This window comes from Pseudomonas fluorescens, assembly GCF_902497855.1.
GTDB lineage: Bacteria > Pseudomonadota > Gammaproteobacteria > Pseudomonadales > Pseudomonadaceae > Aquipseudomonas > Aquipseudomonas fluorescens_BI.
On the sequence record NZ_CABVHU010000001.1, the window covers coordinates 560,520 to 580,013 of the forward strand.

Annotated in this window: 13 protein-coding genes and 2 riboswitches; of the genes, 5 read left to right on the forward strand and 8 right to left on the reverse strand. The window is 61.9% G+C overall.

Going from position 1 to position 19,494, the window contains the following annotated elements:
- Positions 1–28 precede the first annotated feature (28 nt).
- Positions 29–523 carry a DUF934 domain-containing protein gene (locus F8N96_RS02655; RefSeq protein WP_150796444.1) on the reverse strand — a complete coding sequence of 165 codons (495 nt, stop codon included), beginning with the start codon at positions 521–523 and terminating at the stop codon, positions 29–31.
- On the reverse strand, positions 507–2,165 hold the full coding sequence (locus tag F8N96_RS02660; protein WP_150796445.1) for a nitrite/sulfite reductase: 1,659 nt from the start codon (positions 2,163–2,165) through the stop codon (positions 507–509). The genes F8N96_RS02655 and F8N96_RS02660 overlap by 17 nt, the downstream gene beginning before the upstream one ends.
- A gap of 519 nt (positions 2,166–2,684) precedes the next feature.
- Here F8N96_RS02660 and F8N96_RS02665 point away from each other — a divergent pair.
- On the forward strand, positions 2,685–3,770 hold the full coding sequence (locus F8N96_RS02665; RefSeq protein ID WP_150796446.1) for an ABC transporter substrate-binding protein: 1,086 nt from the start codon (positions 2,685–2,687) through the stop codon (positions 3,768–3,770).
- 22 nt (positions 3,771–3,792) lie between these two features.
- On the opposite strand, the gene F8N96_RS02670 is transcribed toward F8N96_RS02665, so the two are convergent.
- Entirely contained in the window at positions 3,793–4,014 is a 222-nt protein-coding gene (locus F8N96_RS02670; RefSeq protein ID WP_008011009.1) for a DUF2970 domain-containing protein, read from the reverse strand.
- Between the two features lie 187 nt (positions 4,015–4,201).
- Positions 4,202–7,912, reverse strand: coding sequence for a methionine synthase (metH, locus tag F8N96_RS02675; RefSeq protein ID WP_150796447.1), 3,711 nt, complete (start codon positions 7,910–7,912; stop codon positions 4,202–4,204).
- Positions 7,913–8,067: 155 nt separating this feature from the next.
- On the opposite strand from metH, the gene F8N96_RS02680 reads away from it, so the two are divergent.
- Complete coding sequence (locus F8N96_RS02680) at positions 8,068–10,362, forward strand: fatty acid cis/trans isomerase (RefSeq protein WP_150796448.1); 2,295 nt, start codon at positions 8,068–8,070, stop codon at positions 10,360–10,362.
- Between the two features lie 340 nt (positions 10,363–10,702).
- Positions 10,703–11,287 carry a Fe-S biogenesis protein NfuA gene (gene nfuA, locus F8N96_RS02690; protein ID WP_045057579.1) on the forward strand — a complete coding sequence of 195 codons (585 nt, stop codon included), beginning with the start codon at positions 10,703–10,705 and terminating at the stop codon, positions 11,285–11,287.
- A gap of 189 nt (positions 11,288–11,476) precedes the next feature.
- Here nfuA and cobM read toward each other — a convergent pair whose 3' ends face one another.
- From cobM to F8N96_RS02710, 4 genes are all read right to left on the reverse strand, one after another.
- Positions 11,477–12,226 (reverse strand): precorrin-4 C(11)-methyltransferase, encoded by a 750-nt coding sequence (cobM, locus tag F8N96_RS02695; RefSeq protein WP_150796450.1) that lies wholly within the window; start codon positions 12,224–12,226, stop codon positions 11,477–11,479.
- A gap of 81 nt (positions 12,227–12,307) precedes the next feature.
- Positions 12,308–12,721: a cobalamin biosynthesis protein gene (locus tag F8N96_RS02700; RefSeq protein ID WP_150796451.1), complete on the reverse strand. Its 414-nt coding sequence runs from the start codon at positions 12,719–12,721 to the stop codon at positions 12,308–12,310.
- Complete coding sequence (locus F8N96_RS02705) at positions 12,718–13,425, reverse strand: CbtA family protein (protein WP_150796452.1); 708 nt, start codon at positions 13,423–13,425, stop codon at positions 12,718–12,720. The genes F8N96_RS02700 and F8N96_RS02705 overlap by 4 nt, the downstream gene beginning before the upstream one ends.
- Positions 13,426–13,436: 11 nt before the next feature.
- Positions 13,437–13,640 (reverse strand): CbtB domain-containing protein, encoded by a 204-nt coding sequence (locus F8N96_RS02710; protein WP_150785645.1) that lies wholly within the window; start codon positions 13,638–13,640, stop codon positions 13,437–13,439.
- A 119-nt stretch (positions 13,641–13,759) separates the two neighbouring features.
- A riboswitch (cobalamin riboswitch) is annotated at positions 13,760–13,987 on the reverse strand.
- 191 nt (positions 13,988–14,178) lie between these two features.
- A riboswitch (cobalamin riboswitch) is annotated at positions 14,179–14,393 on the forward strand.
- Between the two features lie 101 nt (positions 14,394–14,494).
- Here F8N96_RS02710 and cobW point away from each other — a divergent pair.
- Both cobW and cobN read left to right on the forward strand, forming a co-directional pair.
- On the forward strand, positions 14,495–15,556 hold the full coding sequence (gene cobW / locus F8N96_RS02715; RefSeq protein WP_150796453.1) for a cobalamin biosynthesis protein CobW: 1,062 nt from the start codon (positions 14,495–14,497) through the stop codon (positions 15,554–15,556).
- Between the two features lie 3 nt (positions 15,557–15,559).
- Positions 15,560–19,468, forward strand: a complete 3,909-nt coding sequence (gene cobN, locus F8N96_RS02720) for a cobaltochelatase subunit CobN (protein ID WP_150796454.1) — start codon at positions 15,560–15,562, stop codon at positions 19,466–19,468.
- Positions 19,469–19,494 lie beyond the last annotated feature (26 nt).

The following is a 19,494-nucleotide window of genomic DNA, read 5'->3' on the forward strand; positions in this document are numbered from 1 at the left end:
ACCCCGGGCGGGGTTCAAGGCTTGAGGATCAGCGGCGACGGAACAGCGGCAGCGGTTCGTCGGTGGCGGCCTGATAGGTCACCGAGAAGTCCTTGAGGCTTTCCAGCGCTTCGTACGGGTCTTTGTCGGCGCGCAGTGCGAAGGCATCGAACCCGCAGCGACGCAGGTAGAACAACTGATCGCGCAGCACATCGCCAATCGCCCGCAGTTCGCCCTTGAAACCATAACGGTCACGCAGCAAACGGGCGTTGGAGTAGTTGCGACCATCGGTGAAGGCCGGGAAGTTCAGGGCGATGACCTGGAACTGATTCACGTCCTCACCGATTTCCTCGGCTTCTTCATCGGCGTCCAGCCACACGCCCAGGCCGCCATCACGGGCCAGCAGCATACGGCTGTGTTCGCGCCACAGCTGCAGCGGGACGATGTAGTCGTCGCAGTTACTGATCTCGTCGATGTTGAAGTCCTTGGGCAGCAAGTGCCAGGTTTCGTCGACGACTTCGTTGTTCTTAATTATTCGCTGCATAGACGCGCTCCTTGAAGAGGTCGATGCCAATACGCTGATAGGTGTCGATGAAGCGTTCGTCTTCGGTACGTTGTTCGATGTACACGTCGATCAGCTTCTCGATCACGTCAGGCATGGCGTCCTGGGCGAAGGACGGGCCGAGGATCTTGCCCAGGCTCGCATCGCGGGTGCCGCTGCCACCCAGGGACACCTGGTAGAACTCTTCGCCTTTCTTGTCCACCCCGAGGATGCCGATGTGGCCGACGTGGTGGTGGCCACAGGCGTTCATGCAACCGGAGATGTTCAGGTCCAGTTCGCCGATGTCGAACAGATAGTCCAGGTCGTCGAAACGGCGCTGGATCGATTCGGCGATCGGGATCGACTTGGCATTGGCCAGGGAGCAGAAATCGCCGCCCGGGCAGCAGATGATGTCGGTCAGCAAGCCGATGTTCGGCGTGGCAAAGCCTTGCTCGCGCAGTTCGCCCCACATCTCGAACAACCGGCCCTGTTCCACGTCGGCCAGAATGATGTTCTGCTCGTGGGAGGTGCGCAGCTGACCGTAGCTGTAACGCTCGGCCAGGTCGGCCACGGCATCGAGCTGTTTGTCGGTGATGTCGCCCGGGGCAACGCCGGTGGGCTTCAGGGACAGGGTCACCGCCACATAGCCCGGCTTCTTGTGGGCCAGGGTATTGCGGGTGCGCCAGCGCGCAAAGCCCGGGTGCTGCTTGTCGAGCTCGGCGAGTTCGGCGGGCTGGTTGTCCAGCGCCTTGTACTCGGGGTCGACGAAGTGTTTGGCGACGCGATGCACTTCGGCCTCGGTCAATGTGGTCTGGCCACCGCGCAGGTGTTCCATTTCCGCGTCGACTTTTTGCGCAAAGACTTCAGGCGTCAAGGCCTTGACCAGAATCTTGATCCGCGCCTTGTACTTGTTGTCACGACGGCCATAGCGGTTGTAGACCCGCAGGATGGCGTCGAGGTAGCTCAACAGGTCCTGCCACGGCAGGAACTCGTTGATGAATGCGCCCACAACCGGTGTACGGCCCAGGCCGCCACCGACCAGCACGCGGAAGCCGATTTCGCCAGCGGCATTGCGCACCGCTTCCAGGCCGATGTCATGGACTTCGATAGCGGCGCGGTCGGAGGTCGAACCGTTGATGGCGATCTTGAACTTGCGCGGCAGGTAGGCGAATTCCGGGTGGAAGGTGGTCCATTGGCGGACGATCTCGCACCATGGGCGCGGATCGATCAACTCGTCCGCGGCGACACCGGCGAACTGGTCGGTGGTGACGTTGCGCAGGCAGTTGCCGCTGGTCTGGATCGCGTGCATCTGCACGGTCGCCAGTTCAGCCAGGATGTCCGGAATGTCTTCCAGGGCCGGCCAGTTGAACTGCACGTTCTGCCGGGTACTGATGTGGGCATAGCCCTTGTCATAGTCGCGGGCAATCTTGGCCATCATTCGCGTCTGGCGCGAAGTCAGCTGGCCGTAAGGCACCGCCACCCGCAACATCGGCGCGAAACGCTGGATATAAAGCCCGTTTTGCAGGCGCAGCGGGCGGAATTCTTCTTCGCTCAGCTCGCCTGCCAGATAGCGTCGGGTCTGATCACGGAACTGCTTGACGCGGTCCTCGATGATCCGCTGATCGTACTCGTCGTATACGTACATATAAGTCCTGTTCTCAGGCTTGGGCCGGTCGGATCCAGTTGCGTTTTTCGCCTAGAAGTTTCCGATACTGCCTCGGCAATTCTGCGCGCACGGCCGCGCACTCCCTACGGAGCCGGGGCAAGATACCAGTTTGCAGTTATGCGCAAAAGTGATGTTTGAGTATATGTAAAGAACCAAAAGGACTAATGAGAATCGTTGTTGCAAAACCCCTGGTTGTGGTGGGGGCAATCATCGTCTTAACTGTGGTCGAGTCTTTATGCAATCACCGATAAAACCGACAAGAGGCGATGCAATGAGCAACCCTACCAAAGCCACAAAACCCGATAGCACGGTAGATGCCTGGGCCATTTTGTTCCTGATCATCCTGGTCGTGGGCACCGCGGTATTCTGGGTCAGTCATCAATGAAGACCTCGTCCGGGCTCGCTCCGACAATTGTCGGACTATAAGCGCAGTAATCGCCGTTGTACGGGAGGTCGCTGGCTAAAATGTGCGGCGAATTGTCGGGGCTCGGACGATCAATGTTGAAGTTTTTCTGCGGCGTATTACTCACGCTGGGCACGATCCTGGCACCTTGTACCCAGGCAGCGTCGGTGCTGTTCCTGAATCCGGGAACCACCGGGGAAGCTTTCTGGGTCAGTTATTCGCAGTTCATGCAGGCCGCGGCGAAGGACCTGGCCATGGATTTGCGCATTCAATACGCCGACCATCTTGCTGAAACCACCCTCGCGCAGGCTCGCGAGGCCTTGCAGGGACCAGGCCGGCCGGACTATCTGGTGTTCGTCAACGAGCAGTACGTTGCCCCCGAAATCCTGCGCCTGGCACAAGGCAGTGGCGTGAAGCTGTTCATGGTCAATAACGCGCTGACCCCGGACCAGATGAGCCTGCTCGGCTCGCAACCTGAAAAATACCCCGATTGGCTGGGTAGCCTGGTGCCCAACGACGAGGAGGGCGGCTACCTGATGCTCAAGGAGCTGATTCGCCTGCATCCCCCGGCCGCCCCCGGTCAGGTTATCGAGCTGCTGGCCTTTTCCGGTCTGAAGGTCACGCCAGCGGCGCAGCTGCGGGAGAAGGGCATGATGCGTGCCCTGGCCGAGCACCCTGAAGTGCGATTGCGCCAGTTGGTGTATGGCGGCTGGACCCGGGAGCGCGCCTATGACCAGGCCGGGTTGCTGTTCAAACGCTATCCGAAGGCCTCGTTGGTCTGGACGGCCAATGACGAAATGGCCTTTGGGGTCATGCAAGCCTATGCCGAAGCCGGTGGCGAACCTGGAAAGGATGCATTGTTCGGCACCATCAACCATTCTCCCGCAGCCTTGCAAGCGCTATTGGACGGTCGGCTGAGCGTGCTGCTGGGTGGGCATTTCAGTCTCGGCGGTTGGGCCCTCGTGCAGTTGCATGACTATGATCAAGGCGTCGATTTCGGTCAGTACGGCGGCCGTGACCGGCAGATTCCGTTGCTGCAACTGATCGATCGGGCCCAGGCCGAGCGACTGTTGGCGCTGGGTGTCAGGCAGGATTACGGCGTGGATTTCCAAAAGCTCTCGGCCAAGGGACAACCGGCGTCGTATCGCTACCCCTTCAGCCTGCAGACCCTGCTGCACTGAGTCATTGGCCTTGAGTCAGGTATCAGATCCCGGCCAGGTGCAGCACCAGTTTGACGATGCCGAACAGGGTCAGAGCGAAGACCGCCGTGAACAGAATCCCCAGGATCACGAAATGGCTGGGCTTGCCGTGAGTGAAGTCCCGGGCCCGGTTCTTCCCGCTCTGCACCCCGAACGCCGCGGCCATGACGCTGTGCAGCATCTGCCAGAAGGTGGGCGGCTTGTTGTTGTCGACTGGATCGTCCATAAACCCCTCGTCACGGATGTGTAAGAGCTAAGCATAGACAATCCCGAAAAAATGCATGCACTCAGGAGCCAGACACAATTCTGTAGGAGCCGGCTTGCCGGCGAAGAGGCCCTTGAGTCTTCCGTCATATTCAAGGGCGCCTTCGCCGGCAAGCCGGCTCCTACAGAGGGGCGTGTATTCCTTGGGTTTAGTTGTCGTAACCCAGGTTCGGCGCCAGCCAGCGCTCGGTCACGCTCAATTCCTGACCTTTGCGCGAGGTGTAACTCTGCACCTGATCCTTGTCGATCTTGCCCACGGCGAAGTACTGCGCCTGCGGGTGAGCGAAGTACCAGCCGCTGACCGCCGCCGCCGGGAACATCGCGTAATGCTCTGTAAGGAACACACCGCTGCGGCCCGCCTGCATTTCGCTGGCTTCGGGGTCGAGCAGGGAGAACAGCGTGCCTTTCTCGGTGTGATCAGGGCATGCCGGGTAGCCCGGAGCAGGGCGGATGCCGGTGTATTGCTCCTTGATCAGCGCCTCATTGTCGAGCGTCTCGTCCTTGGCATAACCCCAGTAGTCTTTACGCACCTGTTGGTGCAGCCATTCGGCGCAGGCCTCGGCCAGACGGTCGGCCAGGGCCTTGACCATGATCGAGTTGTAATCGTCGCCAGCATCCTGATAGGCCTTGGCCACTTCTTCGGCGCCGATCCCGGCGGTGGTGATGAACCCCCCTACGTAGTCGGTGACTTCGCTGTCCTTCGGGGCCACGAAGTCGGCCAGGGAGAAGTTCGGCTTGCCGTCGGTCTTGATGATCTGCTGGCGCAGGTGATGCAGTTTGGCCAGTGGCTTGCCGTCGTCGCCGTAGAGCTCGATGTCATCGTCGCGCACCTGGTTGGCCGGCCAGAAGCCGAACACCGCACGGGCGCTGATGAGTTTTTCGTCGATCAGCTTGGCGAGCATTTCCCGGGCATCGGCGTACAGCGAAGTAGCGGCTTCACCGACCACTTCATCGGTGAGGATGCGCGGGAACTTGCCGGCCAGGTCCCAGGAGATGAAGAACGGCGTCCAGTCGATGTATTCGGCCAACACCTTGAGGTCGATGTTGTCCAGCACCTTGGCGCCGGTGAAGGTCGGTTTGACCGGGGTGTAGGTGCTCCAGTCGAACTGCGGCTTCTTGGCGATCGCCGCCGGGTAGCTCAGGCGTTCGGTGCGGGCGCTGCGGTTGGCGGTGCGCTCGCGGACTTCGATGTATTCCAGGCGGGTCTTCTCGACGAACGCCGGTTTCAACTCCTTGGACAGCAACTGGGTGGCCACGCCCACGGCGCGGGAGGCGTCGGTGACGTAGATCACGGCGTCGTTGCTGTACTTGGGTTCGATCTTCACCGCCGTGTGCGCCTTGGAGGTGGTCGCGCCACCGATCATCAGCGGCAGGTGGAAGTTTTGGCGCTGCATCTCGCGGGCCACGTGGACCATTTCATCCAGCGACGGGGTGATCAGGCCGGACAGGCCGATGATGTCACACTTCTGCTCCTTGGCCACTTGCAGGATCTTCTCGGCCGGCACCATCACGCCGAGGTCGACGATGTCGTAGCCGTTACAGCCCAGCACCACGCCGACGATGTTCTTGCCGATGTCGTGCACGTCGCCCTTGACCGTGGCCATGAGGATCTTGCCCTTGGCTTCCGGCTTGTCGCCTTTTTCCAGTTCGATGAACGGGATCAGGTGGGCCACGGCCTGCTTCATCACGCGGGCGGATTTCACCACCTGCGGCAGGAACATTTTGCCGGCGCCGAACAGGTCGCCGACGATGTTCATGCCGGACATCAGCGGGCCTTCGATGACTTCGATCGGCCGGGCGAAGGACTGGCGCGACTCTTCGGTGTCTTCGACGATGTGGGTGGTGATGCCCTTGACCAGTGCATGTTCCAGGCGCTTGTTGACGTCCCAGTTGCGCCACTCTTCGGTCTCGGCTTCCTTGACGCTGCCGTCGCCCTTGTACTTGTCGGCAATGGCGAGGAGGGCGTCGGTGCCTTCCGGCGTGCGATTGAGGATCACGTCTTCCACGGCATCGCGCAGCTCGGCCGGGATCTGGTCGTAGATCTCCAGCTGGCCGGCGTTGACGATACCCATGGTCAGGCCGTTGCGGATGGCGTATAGCAGGAACACCGAGTGAATCGCCTCGCGCACCGGGTTGTTGCCGCGGAACGAGAACGACACGTTGGACACGCCGCCGGACGTCAGGGCATACGGCAGTTCGTCGCGGATGTAGGCGCAGGCATTGATGAAGTCCACAGCGTAGTTGTTGTGCTCTTCGATGCCGGTGGCCACGGCGAAGATGTTCGGGTCGAAAATGATGTCTTCCGGCGGGAAGCCGACGTCATTGACCAGGATGTCGTAGGAGCGTTTGCAGATTTCTTTCTTGCGCGCCTCGGTGTCGGCCTGGCCGGCTTCGTCGAAGGCCATCACCACCACGGCGGCGCCGTAGCGCTTGCACAGCTTGGCGTGCTGAATGAACTGCTCGACGCCTTCCTTCATGCTGATCGAGTTGACGATACCCTTGCCCTGGATGCATTTCAGGCCGGCTTCGATCACTTCCCACTTGGAGGAGTCGATCATGATCGGCACGCGGGAGATGTCCGGCTCGCCGGCAATCAGATTGAGGAAGGTCACCATGGCCTTCTTCGAATCGAGCATGCCCTCGTCCATGTTGATGTCGATCACCTGGGCGCCGGCTTCGACCTGCTGCAGGGCGACTTCCAGGGCTTCGGTGTAGTTGTCGTCACGAATCAGCCGGGCGAACTTGGCGGAGCCGGTAATGTTCGTGCGTTCGCCAACGTTGACGAACAATGAGCTGCGATCGATGGTGAAGGGTTCCAGGCCCGACAGGCGGCAAGCCTTGGGAATCTCCGGGATTTCCCGCGGTGCGTAACCGGCCACGGCCTTGGCGATGGCTTCGATGTGGCCCGGCGTGGTGCCGCAGCAGCCGCCGACGATGTTGAGGAAGCCGCTTTGGGCGAACTCCTCGATGACCTTGGCGGTTTCCGACGGCAGTTCGTCGTACTCGCCGAATTCGTTCGGCAGGCCGGCGTTCGGGTGCGCGGAGACATAGGTGCCGGCCTTGTTCGACAGCTCCTCCAGGTACGGGCGCAATTCGCTGGCACCGAGGGCGCAGTTCAAACCGACCGAGATCGGCTTGGCGTGGGCCACGGAGTTCCAGAAAGCTTCGGTGGTCTGGCCCGACAAGGTGCGACCGGAGGCATCGGTGATGGTGCCGGAAATCATGATCGGCAACTCGACGCCCAGTTCTTCGTAAACCCCTTGCACGGCAAAGATCGCGGCCTTGGCGTTCAGGGTGTCGAAGATGGTTTCGATCAGGATCAGGTCAGCGCCGCCTTCGATCAGGCCCTTGGTGGCCTCGGTGTAGTTTTCCACCAGTTCATCAAAGGTCACGTTGCGATAACCGGGGTTGTTCACGTCCGGCGACAGCGAGCAGGTACGGCTTGTAGGCCCGAGCACGCCGGCGACGAAGCGCGGCCGGTCCGGGGTTTCCAGAGTCTTGGCGTCGGCGACCTTGCGCGCCAGACGGGCACCTTCTACGTTTAACTCGTACGCCAGGTCCTGCATGCCGTAGTCGGCCTGGGACACCTGCGTGGCGTTGAAGGTGTTGGTTTCCAGAATGTCGGCGCCGGCATCCAGGTAAGCTTTTTCGATCGAGCCGATCACGTCCGGGCGCGTCAGCACCAGCAGGTCGTTGTTACCCTTGACGTCGCTCGGCCAGTCGGCAAAGCGTTTGCCGCGGTAATCCTGCTCCTCGAGCTTGTAGCTCTGGATCATCGTGCCCATGCCACCATCGAGTATCAGGATGCGCTCTTTGAGGGCGTGCTTGAGAGCTTGAAGGCGAACACTGCGATCGGACATTGGGACTACTCGGAAAGACCATGACGAAGGGGCGGGATGATAGCAAACCTGTGCGCTTTTAGAACATGTTCGGCTTTTGCATGAATATCGCTCATGTTGGAGGGGCTGTCGGACCGGTAGAATCGCGGCGTTTTTTCACGATCGGGACCAGGGACATGTCTTTTCGCGTCATCGGCATGGTTGTGCTGTTATCAAGCTGGGGCGCCGCCGCTCAGGAGTCGCCCCTCGCGGCTGCCATCTCCTACCGCCGCGACATACAACCGATCTTCAGCGAAAAGTGCGTAGCCTGCCACGCCTGCTACGACGCCGCCTGTCAGCTCAATCTGGGTAGTGGAGAAGGCGTGGCGCGCGGTGCGACCAAGATCCCGGTCTACGACGGCGAGCGCAGCAAGGCCGCTGCGCCGACCCGGCTGTTTTATGACGCCTTCGGCAAACGGGCCTGGCAGCAGAAAGGCTTCTATTCGGTGCTCGACGCCCAAGGCAGCCAGGCCGCGTTGATGGCACAAATGCTGGAGTTGGGCCACAAAACACCTTTGCAACCCAACGCCAAACTGCCTGAAGACATCGTTCTGGGCCTGAACCGGGAAAACCGCTGCGCCATGCCGGCCGAGTTCGAGGGTTACGCCGGCGCGCATCCGAAAGAGGGCATGCCACTGGCCGTGACCGGCCTGACCGCTCAGCAATACCAGACGCTGCAGCGCTGGCTGGCCTCGGGTGCGCCCATCGATGAGCAAGCTCTGCAGCCGTCGGCCGAGGAAGCCTTGCAGGTGGTGCAGTGGGAAAACCTGCTCAATGCCCCGGGCGCGCGACAAAGCCTGGTGGGGCGCTGGCTGTTCGAGCACTGGTTCCTTGCGCATCTCTATTTCAAGGACGGCGAGCCGGGGCATTTCTTCCAGTGGGTGCGTTCGCGCACGCCAACGGGGCAGCCCATCGACCTGATCAGCACCCGCCGCCCGAACGACGATCCCGGGACGCAGGTGTATTACCGTCTGTGGCCGGTGCAGGGGGTGATCGTGCAGAAAACCCACATTACCTACCCCCTGAGCGCGGCGAAGATGGCGCGGATCAAAAGCCTGTTCTACCGCGGCAACTGGCAAGTCAACGCCCTGCCGGGCTACGGGCCGGATCGCCGGGCCAATCCGTTCACCACGTTCGAGGCGATCCCGGCCCAGGCGCGTTACCAGTTCATGCTCGATAACGCCGAGTATTTCGTGCGCACCTTTATTCGCGGCCCGGTGTGTCGTGGGCAGATTGCCACCGACGTGATTCGTGACAATTTCTGGGCGTTGTTTCAGGCGCCTGAGCACGACCTCTACGTCACCGACCCGAATTACCGTGGCCAGGCCACGCCGTTGCTGGCGATGCCGGGGCAGAATGATGACGTCGGCAGCGTCCTGAGCCTGTGGCACGATTATCGCGACAAGCGCAATGAGTACGAGGCGCTGCGCCAGGACAGCTACGCCGATACGCCGGCGCCGGGCTGGTCGACCTTATGGGCCGGCAACGACAATGCCTTGCTGAGCATTTTTCGGCATTTCGACAGCGCCTCGGTGAACAAGGGGTTGATCGGAGACGTGCCGCAAACGATGTGGTTGTTCGATTATCCATTGCTGGAGCGCACTTATTATCAACTGGCGGTCAATTTCGATGTGTTCGGCAATGTCTCCCACCAGGCACAGACACGGCTGTACTTCGACCTGATTCGCAACGGCGCCGAACAGAACTTCCTGCGCCTGATGCCCGCCGATTCGCGGGGCGATTACCTCGACGACTGGTATCAGAACAGCGCCAGAATCAAGTTGTGGCTGGACTATGAGGCCATCGACAACGACCAGCCAACGGCGTTGGAGCTGGATGAAAAGGACCCCAAACGCGACTTCGCCAGGCAGTTGCTGGTCCGATACGGTGACCTCAATGCCAAACCCGATCCGATCAATCGCTGCGAAAGCGCTTATTGTTCGCGACCCAATATCGATGCGGCGCTGCAGAGTGCCGAACAGGCCTTGAGCCGCCTGGCGTCCCGCCCGGCGGCCGGGCTCAAGGTCATCGATCAACTGCCGGAGGCGATCATGCTGCGGATCGAGACGCAAAGCGGCAAGCGCGAGGTCTACAGCCTGCTGCGCAATCGTGCGCACAGCAATGTGGCGTTCCTGGTAGGCGAGTCGCTGCGTTATCAGCCGGGGCTGGACACGATCAGCATTTTCCCGGGCGTTCTCAGCAGTTATCCGAACTTCATCTTCAACATTCCCGCCGAGCAAGTGCCGGCATTCGTCGACGCAATGGAAAACGCCAGGGACGCCAAACATTTCGAGAAAATTGTCGAGCACTGGGGCATTCGTCGCAGTCATCCGCAGTTCTGGTTTTACTTCCATGACCTGAGCCGGTACGTCCACGAGACCGATCCGGTGGAAGAGGGCGTGCTGGACATGAACCGCTACGAAAACCTCTGACTGACCTGACGCCTTCGCTGGCCCTGTAGGAGCTGGCTTGCCAGCGAAAAGGTCATCACATTCAACATAGATGTTGACCGGTCTGACGCCTTCGCCAGCAAGCCGGCTCCTACACGGGATCGGCGTCGTCCACCGATTTCGTGTTCACCGAAGCCCCCTGTAGGAGCTGGCTTGCCAGCGAATAGGCCATCACATTCAACATAGATGTTGGCCGGTCTGACGCCTTCGCCAGCAAGCCGGCTCCTACAGGGGGGCGCGAAATCTTTCCCGACAAAAATACTAGGACTTTGTCCGGCGCGATGATTGGCGTAAACTGCGCCCAAGCCTGCGAGGAGTTTCCATGACCGCTATTACCATTACCGACGCCGCCCACGACTATCTGGCCGATCTGCTCTCCAAGCAGAACACGCCAGGCATCGGCATCCGCGTCTTTATCACCCAGCCTGGCACCCAGTACGCCGAAACCTGCATTGCCTACTGCAAGCCGGGCGAAGAAAAACCCGAAGACACGGCGCTGGGGCTGAAAAGCTTCACCGCCTACATCGATTCGTTCAGCGAAGCCTTCCTGGACGACGCGGTAGTCGACTACGCCACCGACCGCATGGGCGGCCAGCTGACCATCAAGGCGCCAAACGCCAAAGTACCGATGGTCAACGCCGACAGCCCGATCAACGAGCGCATCAACTATTACCTGCAGACCGAGATCAACCCGGGGCTCGCGAGCCACGGCGGTCAGGTCAGCCTGATCGATGTGGTCGACGATGGCATCGCCGTGCTGAAGTTCGGCGGCGGCTGCCAGGGCTGCGGCCAGGCAGACGTCACCCTGCGCGAAGGCATCGAGCGTACTCTGCTTGAGCGAGTTCCCGAGCTCAAGGGCGTTCGCGACGTGACCGACCACACGCAGAAAGAAAACGCCTACTACTAAGGTGTTCGCTGCGACATGAAAAACGGCGCCCCGTGAGCGCCGTTTTTTTATGGGTGATATTTGATCGTTCCCACGCTCCGCGTTGATCGTTCCCACGCTCCGCGTGGGAATGCAGCTCAGGACGCTCCGCGTCCCAAAAGCGGACGCAGAGCGTCCGTTGAGGCATTCCCACGCAGAGCGTGGGAACGATCAGGATGGACGATACAAATGTGCATGCCCGGCGCGGTACAGCGACGACTCACTGAATTGATCGCTGCCCAACACCCGACCCACCAGAATCAACGCCGTGCGCCGAAACCCCTTCGCTTCAACCTTCCCGGCAATATCCGCCAACGTACCCACCACCCAATCCTGATCCGGCCAGGTCGCCCGGTGAATTACTGCGATCGGACAGTCCGCGCCGTAATGCGGGAGCAATTCGACCAGGATCTTCTCTAGATGATTGACCCCCAGATGGATCGCCATGGTCGCCCCATGCTGCGCCAGGCTGCCGAGCTCTTCACCGGCAGGCATTACCGTCTTGTCGGCGTAACGGGTCAGAATCACGCTCTGTGACACATCCGGCAAGGTCAACTCCGCCCCCAGCAGGGCCGCACAGGCCGCTGTCGCGGTAACGCCGGGAATGATTTCAAAGGCAATGTCGAGTTCGCGCAGGTAGCGAATCTGCTCGCCGATGGCGCCATACAGGCCCGGATCGCCGGAATGCACCCGCGCCACATCCTGGCCCTTGGCATGGGCGTCCTTGATCAGTTCGATGATCTGTTCCAGGTGCAGTTCGGCGCTGTTCACCAGTTGTTCGGCCTGATGGCCTTCGAGCACGGCGGCGGGTACCAGGGAGCCGGCATAGATGATCACCGGGCAGCTGCGGATCAGCCGTTGGCCTTTGACGGTGATCAGTTCCGGGTCGCCGGGACCTGCGCCAATGAAGTAGACAGTCATCGTCGGTTCCTGTGAAAAAGGGCCTGGGCAAGGCTTCAGATGAAGATTGCTCATGATCGAAAGCGGGGATTATCGGGGGTTTTATGCAGTGCCGGCCAACGCGAGGGTGGCCTGGGCATATTTCTGTCGCGAAATCAGCAGTTTCGCCGGCGCCTGGGTCAGTTGTTCGGCCAGGGCCAGGGCGGCACTTTCCGCGACGCCGTAACAGCCGGTGCGTTCGAACGCGATGTCCGAGCGGTGGCTGAGTTGCGGCTGATAACCGGCCAGTTGTTCGCTGCTGAAATACATCAGCGGCAGCGCAAGCTGTGCGGCCAGTTCGATGAGGCCCGGTTCTTCGCGCTTCAGGTCGATGCTGGCCAGGGCCTTGACCTGGCGTAGCTCGATCCGATGAGCCTGCAACGCCTGGTCGAGCAATGCCCGCAAGGTGCCGACGGGGCAGCCGCGCTGGCAACCCAGGCCGACCACCAGGATCGGCACGGTGCTGTTATCGGTCATGCGTGGTATTGGCCATCGCTTTTGCGGCGGAACAACCAGGCGCTGACCAGGCCCAGGGCCAGCCAGAACGCGACGTTGGTCAGCTGCGAAGCGATTTTGAACTGCGACTCGAGCGCTTGCGGAGCGAGCATCGAGTGCACTTCCGGTTGCGGCGCGCCAATCACGTGTGGAACGGCGAGGATGGCGACACCGAGGATCTTCATCAGCCAGTGACGGCTGAACACGATCAGGGCGATGCCGGCCGCGGTCGAGGCGGCAGTACCGATCCACCAGACCTGCCGTTGCGCCAGATCGGCCGCGGCAGTCCCCGGCAGTTCAGGCGGCAGGCCGAGGGTCGGCGCAAGCACGAAGGTGGCATAGCCGGCCAGGCCCCAGAGCAGGCCTTGAGAGGTTTTGGTCGGGGCGCGCAGGGTGTAGAGGCCGGCGAGCATCAACGCGAAACCGACCGCTACCACCAGGTTGCCGCCGGTGGTCGACAGCACGCGCTGCCAGCCGTCTTCCGGCTCCCAGGCCTCGGCATCATGGGTGTGCGCGGCGACAGCACCCGCGGCATGTTCATGAACTTCGACAGCCGCCGGCTCGGATTTTTCGTAGGTCTCGGCCTGCAGAATCAGCGGTGAAATCCAGAAACTTTGCAGCAGGGTCAGCAACAGGGCGGCCAGCAGCCCGGTGAAACCCGCGGTTTGCGCGATACGCTTGATCATGTCGGCAGGTCTCAATGGCACGGGAAGGCGGCGCTATGACGGGTATCGTGCGCGGCATTGTGCACCGCTTCGATGTGCGAGAAACCGGCAAAATAGACGAGACACGCACCCAGGATCGACGCACACGCGGCGGCGGTCAGGCGTTGGGTCAGGGTCGTGGTGCTGCTGGCGGTGCTCTTATCGGTGTTGCTGCCGGTACTGCTGATGATCGACATGGCGCTTCCCTCTGGTCTGTCAGCGGGTGAATGGAGCGCATGGAGAATCCCTGCGCATCAAGTACGCAGAGGCTCTAACAGCGCCCGCCCACCGCGGGTTTGTTATTCAGTGAACGTGACGCTCACTCGGTGTTGCGGGCCGGTCTCCGGGCTCACGAGGGGCCAGGCTGTGGCCTGAACCTGCAAGCGCCACCTTCCCATGCCGAACTGCAGGCACAGTGGATCTGACGCTTCGCTCGCTTACCGTTGCGGGGGCAGCACCGGACTGACATGGCCTTGAGTAAAGCACATGATTCACCGGTTTCCCGTTTCACCCTGTGAAGGGCACCCGTAACAAGGCGTGTAGGAGAGCATGGGCGGGGGTTGGGCGTCAATTGGCAGGGGTTCTCATTCGAGATCGAGGTGACTGCTTCGCGGGCAAGCCTCGCTCCTACAAGAGCACCGCCGTCCTGTAGGAGCGAGCGGTGCGGCGATCCGACTTGCCCGCGAAGGCGTCCTTGCCGTTGCCACAAGACATTGACCCGCCCCAAGACCATGCGTAGCCTTGCGCTTTCGAGGTTCTTCGGCGTCTGCCGAAGCTAAGAAGGGAACGCGGTCGATGCCGCGGCTGCCCCCGCAACTGTGAACGGTGATGTTCGCTGCCACGCCACTGCAAACCCTGATCCGTCAGGTTCGCGGGAAGGCGCAGCCAACGCCAGTCGAACGACTGGCACACCGTCAGCCAGGAGACCTGCCTCGACACAGATTCTCACTTTCAACCGGGCGGGGTGATCCGGTGGCGAACTCTTCAGGCACGCGCGTCCGCGTTGCCGGTTGTCGTCCCGTATGCCCGCCACCTTGCCAAAGGGCATCCGATGAAAACACTGGCCAAACTCCCCGTCACCATCGTTACCGGCTTTCTCGGCTCGGGCAAGACCACCTTGCTGCGGCACATGCTCGACAACGCCCAGGGCCGTCGCATTGCGGTGATCGTCAACGAGTTCGGCGAGCTGGGCATCGATGGCGAAATCCTCAAGCAGTGCAGCATCGGCTGCACCGAGGAAGAAGCCAACGGCCGCGTCTACGAACTGGCCAACGGCTGTCTGTGCTGCACCGTCCAGGAAGAGTTCTTCCCGGTGATGCGCGAGCTGGTCGCCCGTCGCGGCGACCTCGATCACATCCTCATCGAAACCTCGGGCCTGGCCCTGCCCAAACCTTTGGTGCAAGCCTTCCAGTGGCCGGAAATCCGCAGCGCCTGCACCGTTGACGCGGTGATCACCGTGGTCGACAGCCCGGCCGTCGCCGCTGGCACTTTCGCCGCCTTCCCGGACCAGGTCGACGCCATGCGCAAACTCGACCCGAACCTGGACCACGAATCGCCGCTGCACGAACTGTTTGCCGACCAACTGGCCAGCGCCGACCTGGTGATCCTCAACAAGGCCGACCTGATCAGCCCTGAAGACCTGGCCCGGGTGCGCCTGGAAGTCGCCGAAGAACTGCCGCCAGCGGTAAAAGTCATCGAAGCCAGCAGCGGCCGCCTGCGATTGGACGTACTGATCGGCCTCGGTGCCGGTTCCGAAGAACACATCGACAGCCGTCACAGCCATCATGATCATCACCATGAAGGCGAGGACGACCACGACCACGACGCCTTCGATTCGATCTCCATCGAACTGCCGCAAGCCGACGAAAGCCTGCTGCTGGATGCCTTGACCCAACTGGTGGTCCAGCACGGCATCCTGCGCGTCAAAGGGTTCGCCGCGATCCCGGGCAAACCGATGCGCCTGTTGATCCAGGGCGTGGGCACGCGCTTTGACAAGCATTTCGATCGTCAGTGGGGGGGCGATGAAGCGCGCACCACGCGCCTGGTGTTGATCGGCCAGGAACTGGACGCGACGCTGCTCGAAGCGCAATTGCGCGCCGCACTCAGCGTTTAAGCCATGCACCTGCTCAGGACCCAGCCCGGCGGATTCGTGTCGGATGACAATATCGCCGACCTTGGACAGACACCCGCCGAGCTGGTGATCCTGTGCAGCGGCGACTCCAGCCTGGCGCTGCTCGCCGAAGCGGCGCAGCAGCTGCCGGACGATTACCCGAGCGTGCGCCTGGCCAACCCGATGCAGGTGCAGAATCACGCCTCGGTCGACCTGTATGTCGACGAAGTATTGCGTCACGCCAAGGTCATCCTGATCTCACTGCATGGCGGCATTGCCTATTGGCGCTACGGCGTCGAGCAGTTGGTGGCGCTGTCCGAGCGCGGCGTGCAGCTGATTCTGGTGCCGGGCGATGATCGTCCGGACCCGGAACTCAGCGATCTGAGCACCGTGGTTGCGCAAGACCGCGACCGACTCTGGCATTACTTGCGTCAGGGCGGCATGGCCAACGCACTCGACCTGTTTCGCTGCCTCGCCAATCGTTGGCTGGATCGCGACTACGCCTGGGCCGAGCCGCAGACCCTGCCGCGCACCGCGATTTACCACCCGCAAAAAAGCCCCGCCGCATTGCAGGATTGGCAAGCCGACTGGCAGGCCGATCAGCCGGTAGCGGCCGTGCTGTTTTATCGTTCGCATCTGCAGGCGGCGAACACCGCTTTCATCGATGTTTTCTGCCAGCGTTTGCAGGCGGCGGGGCTTAACCCGCTGCCGATTGCCGTGGCCAGTTTGAAAGAGCCCGGCTGCCTGACCGTGGTCGAGGACCTGCTGGATGAAGTCGCTGCCGGCGTGATTCTCAACACCACCGGCTTTGCCCAATCCAGCCCCGAAGCGCCGCAGTTGCGGCCGTTTCGCCGCAACATTCCGGTGATTCAAGCCATTTGCGCCCAGGACAACGAACCCGGTTGGCGCGCGAGCGAGCAGGGCCTCGGTCCGCGGGATCTGGCGATGCACATCGCGCTGCCGGAACTGGACGGGCGGATTATCAGCCGGCCGATCAGTTTCAAGGACCTGGCCTGGCGCAGTGAGCGCAGTCAGTCCGATGTGGTGTGTTATCGACCGGCGCCCGAGCGCATGGATTTCGTCGCTGAGCTGGCGCGGCGCTGGATAGATCTGGCGCGGGTGCCCAATGGCGAGAAACGCATTGCGCTGATCCTCGCCAACTACCCGACCCGCGACGGTCGCATCGGCAACGGCGTGGGCCTCGACACCCCGGCCGCGGCGCTGAACATCCTGCGTGCGCTTCATCAAGAAGGTTATCCGCTACCGGCCCAGTTGCCGGACAGCGGCACTGAGTTGATCCAGCAATTGCTCGGTGGCGTCAGCAACGACCTCGACACCCTTGACCAGCGTCCCTCTCATCAGAGCCTCGCGCTGAGCGACTACAGCCTGATGTTCAACGCCTTGCCCGAGGCCAATCGCCAAGCTGTGCTGGAACGCTGGGGCAGCCCCGAAAGCGATCCGATGTTCCGCGGCGGGCGGATGATGATTGCCGGGTTGCGTTTCGGCCTGACCTTCGTCGGCATTCAACCGGCCCGGGGTTATCAGGTCGATCCGAGCGCGGTCTACCATGACCCGGACCTGGTGCCACCTCATGGCTATCTCGCGTTCTATTTCTGGCTGCGCAACACCTATGGCGCCCACGGCGTGATTCATGTCGGCAAGCATGGCAACCTCGAATGGCTGCCGGGCAAGGGCGTCGGCCTGTCGGAACATTGCTGGCCGGATGCACTGCTCGGGCCGCTGCCGAACATCTATCCGTTTATCGTCAACGACCCGGGCGAGGGCGCCCAGGCCAAGCGCCGTACCCAGGCGGTGATCATCGATCACCTGATGCCGCCACTGACCCGCGCCGAAACCTACGGGCCGCTGCGCAACCTCGAGTTGCTGGCCGACGAATATTACGACGCGCAATTGCTCGATCCGCGCCGCGCCCGGGAGTTGCAGCGGGACATTCTGCAACTGGTGCGCGACAGCCACATCGACCGCGAATTGCAGCTGGATGAACAACTCGACAGCGATGCCGATGCGGCGATCTGGTTGCCACGCCTGGACACCTACCTGTGCGACTTGAAAGAGTCGCAGATCCGCGATGGCTTGCATGTGTTTGGCGAGTCGCCGACCGGGCGTTTGCGCATCGATACCTTGCTGGCGCTGCTGCGGATTCCCCGTGGCGACGGGCGAGGGGCGCAATCGAGTGTGCTGCGGGCGTTGGCGAAGGCCTTCGAGCTGGGTTTCGATCCGCTGGATTGTGCGCTGGCAGAACCTTGGACCGGGCCGCGTCCGATTGAATTGCAATCCCTCACCGATGAAGTCTGGCGCACGGCGGGCGACACCCGCGAACGTCTTGAGCTGTTTGCCGCTCAACTGATCTCGCAGACTGTGGGTGCCGAGGTCGAGCTACCCAGCCTTCTTCAAGCCAACCCTGACCCCTGTGGGAGCGAGCCTGCTCGCGAAGAGGTTGATCATTCAACATTGATGTCGATTGATCCACCGCTTTCGCGAGCAGGCTCGCTCCCACAGGAAGCAGCCTTGCTTCCACAGGAGGCAGGTTGGGTAGAGGTTAGCGCCATCATCACCAGCCTGCGCGAAGTCGTCGCGCCGCGCCTGGATGCCTGCGGCCCGGCGGAAATGCGTGGGCTGCTCGATGCCTTGAGCGGTCGTTTCGTCATGGCCGGCCCCAGCGGTGCACCCAGCCGCGGGCGCCTGGACGTGTTGCCGACCGGGCGCAACTTTTATTCGGTGGACGTGCGCAACCTGCCGACTACCACCGCGTGGCGCATCGGTTTCCAGTCGGCCAACCTGATGCTCGAGCGACATTTGCAAGACCACGGCGATCACCTGCGCCAGCTTGGCCTGTCCGTCTGGGGCACCGCGACCATGCGCACCGGTGGCGACGACATCGCCCAGGCCATGGCACTGATGGGCGTGCGGCCGGTCTGGGCCACCGGCAGCCAGCGGGTCGACGATTTCGAAATTCTGCCACTTAGCCTGCTCGACCGTCCGCGGGTGGACGTGACCCTGCGCGTGTCCGGCTTCTTCCGCGATGCCTTTGCCAACCTGATCCGCCTGTTCGACGCGGCCGTGCAAGCGGTCGCCGCCCTCGACGAGCCGGACGACCTCAACCCGTTGGCGGCCAAGGTCCGCGCCGAGCGTGAAACGCTGCTGCAATCGGGTCTGGATGAAGAGACGGCTCGCCGCCAGGCCGGTTGGCGCATCTTTGGTGCCAAACCCGGTGCATACGGCGCGGGCGTGCAAGGCGCGATCGATGGTCGACTGTGGCAAAGCCGCGACGACCTGGCCGAGGTTTACCTGAACTGGGGCGGTTACGCCTACGGTGGTTCCGACGAAGGCACCGCCGCCCGTGAACAGTTTGCCCAGCGCTTGAGCCAGGTGCAGGCGGTGCTGCAAAACCAGGACAATCGCGAACACGACTTGCTCGATTCCAACGACTATTACCAATTCCAGGGCGGTATGCTCGCCGCCGTGGAAAGCCTCAGCGGCGAAGCGGCGGCCAGTTACCATGGCGATCACAGCCAGCCGGACCTGCCGAAGATCCGCACCCTGAAGGAAGAGCTGAACCGGGTGATCCGTTCCCGGGCGGCCAACCCCAAGTGGATCGACGGCGTGAAGCGCCACGGCTATAAAGGCGCGTTCGAACTGGCGGCCACCGTCGACAACCTGTTTGCCTTCGACGCGACGACGCAGTTGATTGACGATCACCAGTACGCACTGCTGGCGGACGCTTATCTGCTGGACCCGGCGACCCGGGATTTTGTTCGCGAGCACAATCCCCATGCACTGCGCGACATGACCGAACGCCTGCTCGAAGCGCAGCAGCGGGGCATGTGGCAGGAGCCGGGCGAGTACCGCGAGGCGCTGGAGAATTTGTTGCTGGACATAGAAGAAGAGAACTGACGCTTACCCCCCTGTGGGAGCGAGCC

What these genes read in the sequence shown, in the direction of transcription:
- F8N96_RS02665 (WP_150796446.1), top strand. Translation starts at nt 2,685, where the DNA reads ATGTTGAAGTTTTTCTGCGGCGTATTACTCACGCTGGGCACGATCCTG.
- cobM (WP_150796450.1), bottom strand. Translation starts at nt 12,226, where the DNA reads ATGACTGTCTACTTCATTGGCGCAGGTCCCGGCGACCCGGAACTGATC.
- cobW (WP_150796453.1), top strand. Translation starts at nt 14,495, where the DNA reads ATGAAAACACTGGCCAAACTCCCCGTCACCATCGTTACCGGCTTTCTC.
- nfuA (WP_045057579.1), top strand. Translation starts at nt 10,703, where the DNA reads ATGACCGCTATTACCATTACCGACGCCGCCCACGACTATCTGGCCGAT.
- F8N96_RS02680 (WP_150796448.1), top strand. Translation starts at nt 8,068, where the DNA reads ATGTCTTTTCGCGTCATCGGCATGGTTGTGCTGTTATCAAGCTGGGGC.
- F8N96_RS02710 (WP_150785645.1), bottom strand. Translation starts at nt 13,640, where the DNA reads ATGTCGATCATCAGCAGTACCGGCAGCAACACCGATAAGAGCACCGCC.
- metH (WP_150796447.1), bottom strand. Translation starts at nt 7,912, where the DNA reads ATGTCCGATCGCAGTGTTCGCCTTCAAGCTCTCAAGCACGCCCTCAAA.
- F8N96_RS02700 (WP_150796451.1), bottom strand. Translation starts at nt 12,721, where the DNA reads ATGACCGATAACAGCACCGTGCCGATCCTGGTGGTCGGCCTGGGTTGC.
- F8N96_RS02705 (WP_150796452.1), bottom strand. Translation starts at nt 13,425, where the DNA reads ATGATCAAGCGTATCGCGCAAACCGCGGGTTTCACCGGGCTGCTGGCC.
- cobN (WP_150796454.1), top strand. Translation starts at nt 15,560, where the DNA reads ATGCACCTGCTCAGGACCCAGCCCGGCGGATTCGTGTCGGATGACAAT.
- F8N96_RS02660 (WP_150796445.1), bottom strand. Translation starts at nt 2,165, where the DNA reads ATGTACGTATACGACGAGTACGATCAGCGGATCATCGAGGACCGCGTC.
- F8N96_RS02670 (WP_008011009.1), bottom strand. Translation starts at nt 4,014, where the DNA reads ATGGACGATCCAGTCGACAACAACAAGCCGCCCACCTTCTGGCAGATG.
- F8N96_RS02655 (WP_150796444.1), bottom strand. Translation starts at nt 523, where the DNA reads ATGCAGCGAATAATTAAGAACAACGAAGTCGTCGACGAAACCTGGCAC.